Origin of the sequence: Litorivivens sp. (assembly GCF_041625495.1) — a bacterium.
GTDB lineage: Bacteria > Pseudomonadota > Gammaproteobacteria > Pseudomonadales > Spongiibacteraceae > Litorivivens.
This window is the reverse complement of sequence record NZ_JBFJTH010000214.1, coordinates 1-5,191: the sequence shown is the minus strand read 5'-3', so window position 1 is coordinate 5,191 and position 5,191 is coordinate 1. Positions and strand designations below refer to the sequence as shown.

The 5,191-nt window shown below is 55.3% G+C and carries 5 protein-coding genes; 4 read left to right on the top strand and 1 reads right to left on the bottom strand.

Annotation, left to right across the window (positions count from 1 at the left end; genetic code table 11):
• The 3 genes from ABYP39_RS17140 to ABYP39_RS17130 form a co-directional block, all read left to right on the top strand.
• Positions 1-662: cytochrome P450 (locus ABYP39_RS17140; protein WP_372783800.1), on the top strand; the 662-nt coding region annotated here is incomplete at its 5' end.
• 112 nt (positions 663-774) lie between these two features.
• On the top strand, positions 775-1,398 hold the full coding sequence (locus ABYP39_RS17135) for a hypothetical protein (RefSeq protein ID WP_372748541.1): 624 nt from the start codon (positions 775-777) through the stop codon (positions 1,396-1,398).
• 28 nt (positions 1,399-1,426) lie between these two features.
• The gene (locus tag ABYP39_RS17130) at positions 1,427-2,893 is read left to right on the top strand and encodes an acetyl-CoA acetyltransferase (RefSeq protein WP_372764191.1); all 1,467 of its coding nucleotides are present in this window, start codon (positions 1,427-1,429) and stop codon (positions 2,891-2,893) included.
• Positions 2,894-3,012: 119 nt separating this feature from the next.
• Here the strand turns inward: ABYP39_RS17130 and ABYP39_RS17125 are convergent, their stop codons facing one another.
• The gene (locus ABYP39_RS17125) at positions 3,013-3,981 is read right to left on the bottom strand and encodes a class 1 fructose-bisphosphatase (protein ID WP_372764189.1); all 969 of its coding nucleotides are present in this window, start codon (positions 3,979-3,981) and stop codon (positions 3,013-3,015) included.
• 182 nt (positions 3,982-4,163) lie between these two features.
• Here ABYP39_RS17125 and ABYP39_RS17120 point away from each other — a divergent pair, with 182 nt between their 5' ends.
• Positions 4,164-5,039, top strand: coding sequence for an SDR family NAD(P)-dependent oxidoreductase (locus ABYP39_RS17120; protein ID WP_372750143.1), 876 nt, complete (start codon positions 4,164-4,166; stop codon positions 5,037-5,039).
• Positions 5,040-5,191 lie beyond the last annotated feature (152 nt).

Sequence of the window (5,191 nt, the reverse complement as noted above, 5' to 3'; positions counted from 1 at the left end):
TCAGCTACTTCGCGAAAGAGAAAAACGAAGACGGTGAGTACTTCAGCGACCAGGACATTGTTGCTCATATGAGCTTCCTGCTGTTTGCCGCCCATGACACCACAACCTCCGCACTGAGCCATCTGCTTTATCATCTGGGGCGAAATCCTGAGATGCAGCAGCGTTTGCGTGAAGAAGCCCAGGCTATTGGTAAAGATTACCTCGAGTACGAGGATCTGGACAGGATGCCACTGGCTGATGCTGCTGTGCGTGAAGCACTGCGTCTGCACCCGTCTGTAATGATGATGCAGCGTCGCACCATCAACGATTGCGAGATTGGCGGCTATCACATTCCGGCCAACACCATCCTCTTCCTTGCGCCGCAATATGTGCATCGCATGCCGGAGTACTGGGATGAGCCTGAGAAGTTTGATCCTGATCGCTGGTTGGAGCCGCGCAATGAGCACAAACGGCACTCCTTCAGCTTTGTCGGTTTTGGTGGCGGTGCTCACAAGTGTATCGGTATGCACTTTGCGCTGATGCAAACCAAAAACTTCCTGCACCAGTTCCTAACGCGTTATGAATTCTCCCTGCCGGCGAATTTTGGCACCGAGATGCAGACTGTCCCCTTGCCAAAACCAGCTGACGATTTGCCTATGGTGTTAAAGCGTTTGAATGGGTAAACTTCGTGCCGGCGCAGAGCGGGCCTTGCTCGTTACTGCGTCGTAACCCGTTTAAAACGTTAAGAAAAAGTCAGTAACGGGCTGACCCAGTAGTCTGATTTTGGATTTCGACATGCATAAGCCCCGTTTGGTTTCTGCAGCGGCGGCGGTGCTCGTTTTGAGTGCCGGCGGCTTGCTAGCAACGCCTGCATTAACGCTCGCCGCGCCTGTGGCTATGGCATCTTCAGCACCGGTTATCGCAGTACCTGCCTTCAAGGATTTTGCGTCCCTCAACAACCACGGCACGTTTTCGAGCGGCGATCTGCAGCTGCCACTTCAGGGCTTGGAGTTTGCCAGTAGCGAGCCCGAACTGTCTCCCATGCTTGCCCCCATGCTTGCGCTTTACGGCCAATTGTTGACGCTGGAAGGCGGTGGTAGTGGCGGTATTGCGCTGCAGCGACTGCAGGCACGTTTAAGCGCGGATGTTGCTGAAAAAACGGGATTGCTGGATATCAACGAGGTACTCGCTGCTGACTTTGACGCGGTTGAGGTGGTGGCCATCAGTGCAGAGCAGCTGCGATCGTTGGGTATTCAGGCCGGCGATATAGACAACTTGCCGTTGCTGGCGACACTGACAGATCAGGTGAAAGCCGCCATGATGGAATTGCCGCAAGGATTGAGCAGTATTGATGGTCCGGTGGCTCTGGCGATCTGGGGCCAAAACGGTCTCGCGTCATTGGTGATTCGAGCAAACTAGTTCCCTACACACGATAAGAGAGGTTGAGATGACACTTTCACCAAATACACCGGTACTGGTTGGAATTGGCGTGCTCAACCAGCGCGAAACCGACGTCGCCAAAGCCGATGAGGCCGTTGCGCTGATGATTCGGGCGGCCCAGGCGGCCGGCGAAGACAGTGGCGCGCCGCAGTTGCTGCGCGATGTAAAACGTATCAGTGTGCCGCGGGGTGTGTGGAACTACAGCAATCCAGCCCGTCTGATCGGCGAGGCCGTGGGTGCCCCGCAGGCCACTACCTTGCTGGCCGAGATCGGCATTTTGCAGCAAGGGTTGTTTGCTGACGCCTGCCAGTTGATTGCTGCAGGTGACATCGACACTGCACTGGTGGTGGGCGGCGAAGCTAAATTTCGGGCGCTGCAGGCGACCATTCAGGGCATTGAGGCGCCGGAAACTGCGCAGACTGAGGCGCCGGATATTCTGCTTGAGCCCGAGCAGGAGATCTGGTCAGAAGTAGAATCTGATGCCGGTCTGGGTATGCCTGTGGGCTACTACGCCTTGATGGAAAGCGCATTGCGTCATGCCACGGGTGAAGATATTGAAAGCCATCGCGATCGTGTTGCGGCGCTCTACGAGGGCATGGCAGATGTTGCCAAAGACAACCCTCACGCCTGGGCTCGCGATGGTATGAGCGCGGACCAGATTCGCAATGCCTCTCCCAAGAACAAAATGCTCGCTTTCCCCTATACCAAGTATCACAACAGTCAGTGGAACGTGGATCAGGCTGGCGCGCTGCTGTTCTGCTCGGTGGCCAAGGCCGAGGCCATGGGCATTCCTCGCGAGAAGTGGGTATTCCCGTTGGCCAGCACTGAAAGCAACTTTATGGTGAACACCTCCCAGCGCGTGGATCTGGGCGGTTGCCCCGGTGCCCGATTAGCGGGAAAAAAGGCGCTGGAACTGGCCGGCATGACAGTAGACGATATCGACCTGTTGGAGCTGTACAGCTGCTTTCCATCGGCGGTACAGATTTATGCCCGAGAAATAGGCATTTCCCTCGACCAGCAGATCACGGTCACTGGTGGTATGACCTTTGGTGGCGGCCCACTTAACAACTATGTGCTGCAATCCACCGCCCGCATGGCAGAACTATTACGTGGACAGCCAGGTAAAAAAGGTTATGTCACGTCGGTGAGCGGCATGCTGACCAAGCAGGGCTTTGGTGTGTGGTCTACCGAGCCCAACCCGAACGGCTTTGGCTTTGCGGACCTGACCGCTGAAGCGCGCGCAGAGGCGCCCCCGCTAGAGTTGGTTAAGGTGGATGCGGGTGCCGGCAAAATTGTGGGCTGCACGGTTTTGTTCCAGGGGGATAATCCCTGGCGAGCGGTGGTGGTAGTGACCCTGCCTGACGGCAAACGAACCGTTGCCTACAGCGAAAATGCCGACCTGATGGCCGATGCCATGAAAGAGGAATTTGTCGGCCGTACTGCGCAGTTAAAGGATGGGGTTTTTAGTCTTTAGTTTTTACTGAACTGTTAGCATTTCGCTGGCAGGCCCGCTCCCACAGGCTTCGATAGAGCCAGATTTGTGGGAGCGAGCCCTGCTCGCGAAGAATCATCCCTTCAGGAGATAAATTCAGCTCAACGCTGGTGATACTCCACGCAACACTTCACCTCTTCGCTCGAGCCCAGAATCACTGGCACCCGCTGGTGAATTTTTTCGGGTTGAATATCCAGAATCCGGCCGCTATCGGTCCACGCCTCACCGCCAGCCTGCTCTACCAACATGCCCATCGGATTGGCTTCGTACATCAGGCGCAGTTTGCCGGCCTGGTCGGGTTTACGCGAATCCCAAGGATAGCTGAACAGGCCGCCACGGCACAGAATGCGATGCACATCCGCGACCATGGCCGCTACCCAGCGCATATTGAAATTTTTGCCGCGCGGACCGGCGCTGCCCTGAAGTAAATCGGCAACATAGTTCTGCATGGGCTCAGCCCAGAAGCGCTGGTTTGACATGTTAATGGCAAACTCTTTGGTATCCGGGGCCAGCGCTACCCGCTCAACCGTTTGTATCCAGTCATTGGTGGCGGGGTCAAAGGTAAACATGCTCACGCCGTCACCGGTGCTGAATACCAGCATGGTGGAAGGTCCGTAAAGCACATAACCGGCAGCAGCCTGATCTCGGCCGGGTTGCAGAAACTCCTGCTCGCTGACCGGGCCGTCGCCCTGTCCTTTGAGTACCGAGAAAATGGTGCCAACCATGCTGTTGATGTCGATATTGGACGAGCCGTCCAGCGGATCATACGTTACCAGGTACTGCCCCTTCAGATTGGCCGCTACCACCTCGTCTTCTTCTTCAGAGGCAATGCCGCGCACCTGGGGGCAGGCCTGCAAGGCTTCCTTGAGCATATCGTTGGCGATAACATCCAGTTTTTTCTGGGTTTCGCCTTGCACGTTGTCTGCCCCAGCGCTGCCGAGGATGCCAGCCAGTTCACCGCGCTGCAATTGCTGATTGATTGCCTCGCAGCAGGTGGCAATGCGGCGAATCACATCGTTCAGGCTTGGTTCGACAGCGCTTTCAGCGAGAAAGGCATCCAGTGTTTTCATGGGGTGTCCTGTGGCAGCGTCGGGAAGCGGCGCATTATGCCATCTGGCAGGAAGGGGCTCCAGTTTGCAGCGATTTCGCAGGCAAATTAAAAAAAGGTAACAAGTGTGTAAAAACTTTGGGAGCTGTAATACAGTCGTGCTCAGGCTAACGTAAATAACGATAACGGTTGGAGAACTGACAGGTGAAAGATTTTAAAGACAAGGTAGCGGTCATTACCGGTGGTGCCAGTGGGGTAGGTCGCGCGCTCGGCGATGCGTTGGCGGCAGAAGGCGCCAAGATTGTGCTGGCGGATGTAGATGAAAAAGGGTTGGAAACGGCCGTAGCTGCCTTAAATTCACGCGGCACCCCGGCTATCGGCGTACGCACCGATGTGAGCCGTCAGGAAGATCTCAACAACCTGGCCGACAAAGCCTTTGCCGAGTTTGGTGCAGTTCATCTGATGTTTGCCAACGCCGGTATCGGTGCCGGTGAAGCTGGTGACATGTGGGACTACAACCTCAATGACTGGAAGTGGGCGTTCTCGGTAAATATCTGGGGGGTCATACACTCCATTAATGCGTTTATGCCGCGTCTGGTTGAGCAGAACGAGGAAGCTCACTTCGTGGTCACCGGATCTGGCAACGGTGCATTTCTGATGCTGCCTGATGCGCCTATTTACACAACCACGAAGGCCTCGGTGATGGCCATCACCGAAACCCTGTATTATCAGATGCTGGCCAAACAGTCGCCGGTAAAGGTCAATGCGTTGTTTCCCGGCCCGCATGTTGTGGATACCGGCCTGTTTAACTCTGAGCGTGTACGTCCTGAAGATTTACCCGGCAGTGGTGTAAAGGCGTCCGGTATCAGTTCTGTTGATGACATGAAAAAGATGATGGAGCAGTTCGGTATGGAACTGGAAACCACCTCACCCCAGGAGGTTGCCGCCTACGCCGTCCAGGCCCTCAAAGAAGACAAGTTCTGGATTCGTCCCAGCACTGAAAAGTCAGATAATGCGCTGCGTGATCGTATTGAAGGTATTATCAGCCAAACCAATCCGGTACCTCCTAACGTGCTATGAAAAACGTTTCACCCATCAGGCCTGAGGCCAAATCCATAAGTCGACGCGAACAGCGCAAACAGGAAGTGCGTGGCCGTATTAATGAAGCCGCGCTCTCACTGTTTGGTTCGCAGGGTTTTGAGTTGACCACGGTTGAAGAGATTTGTGAGGCT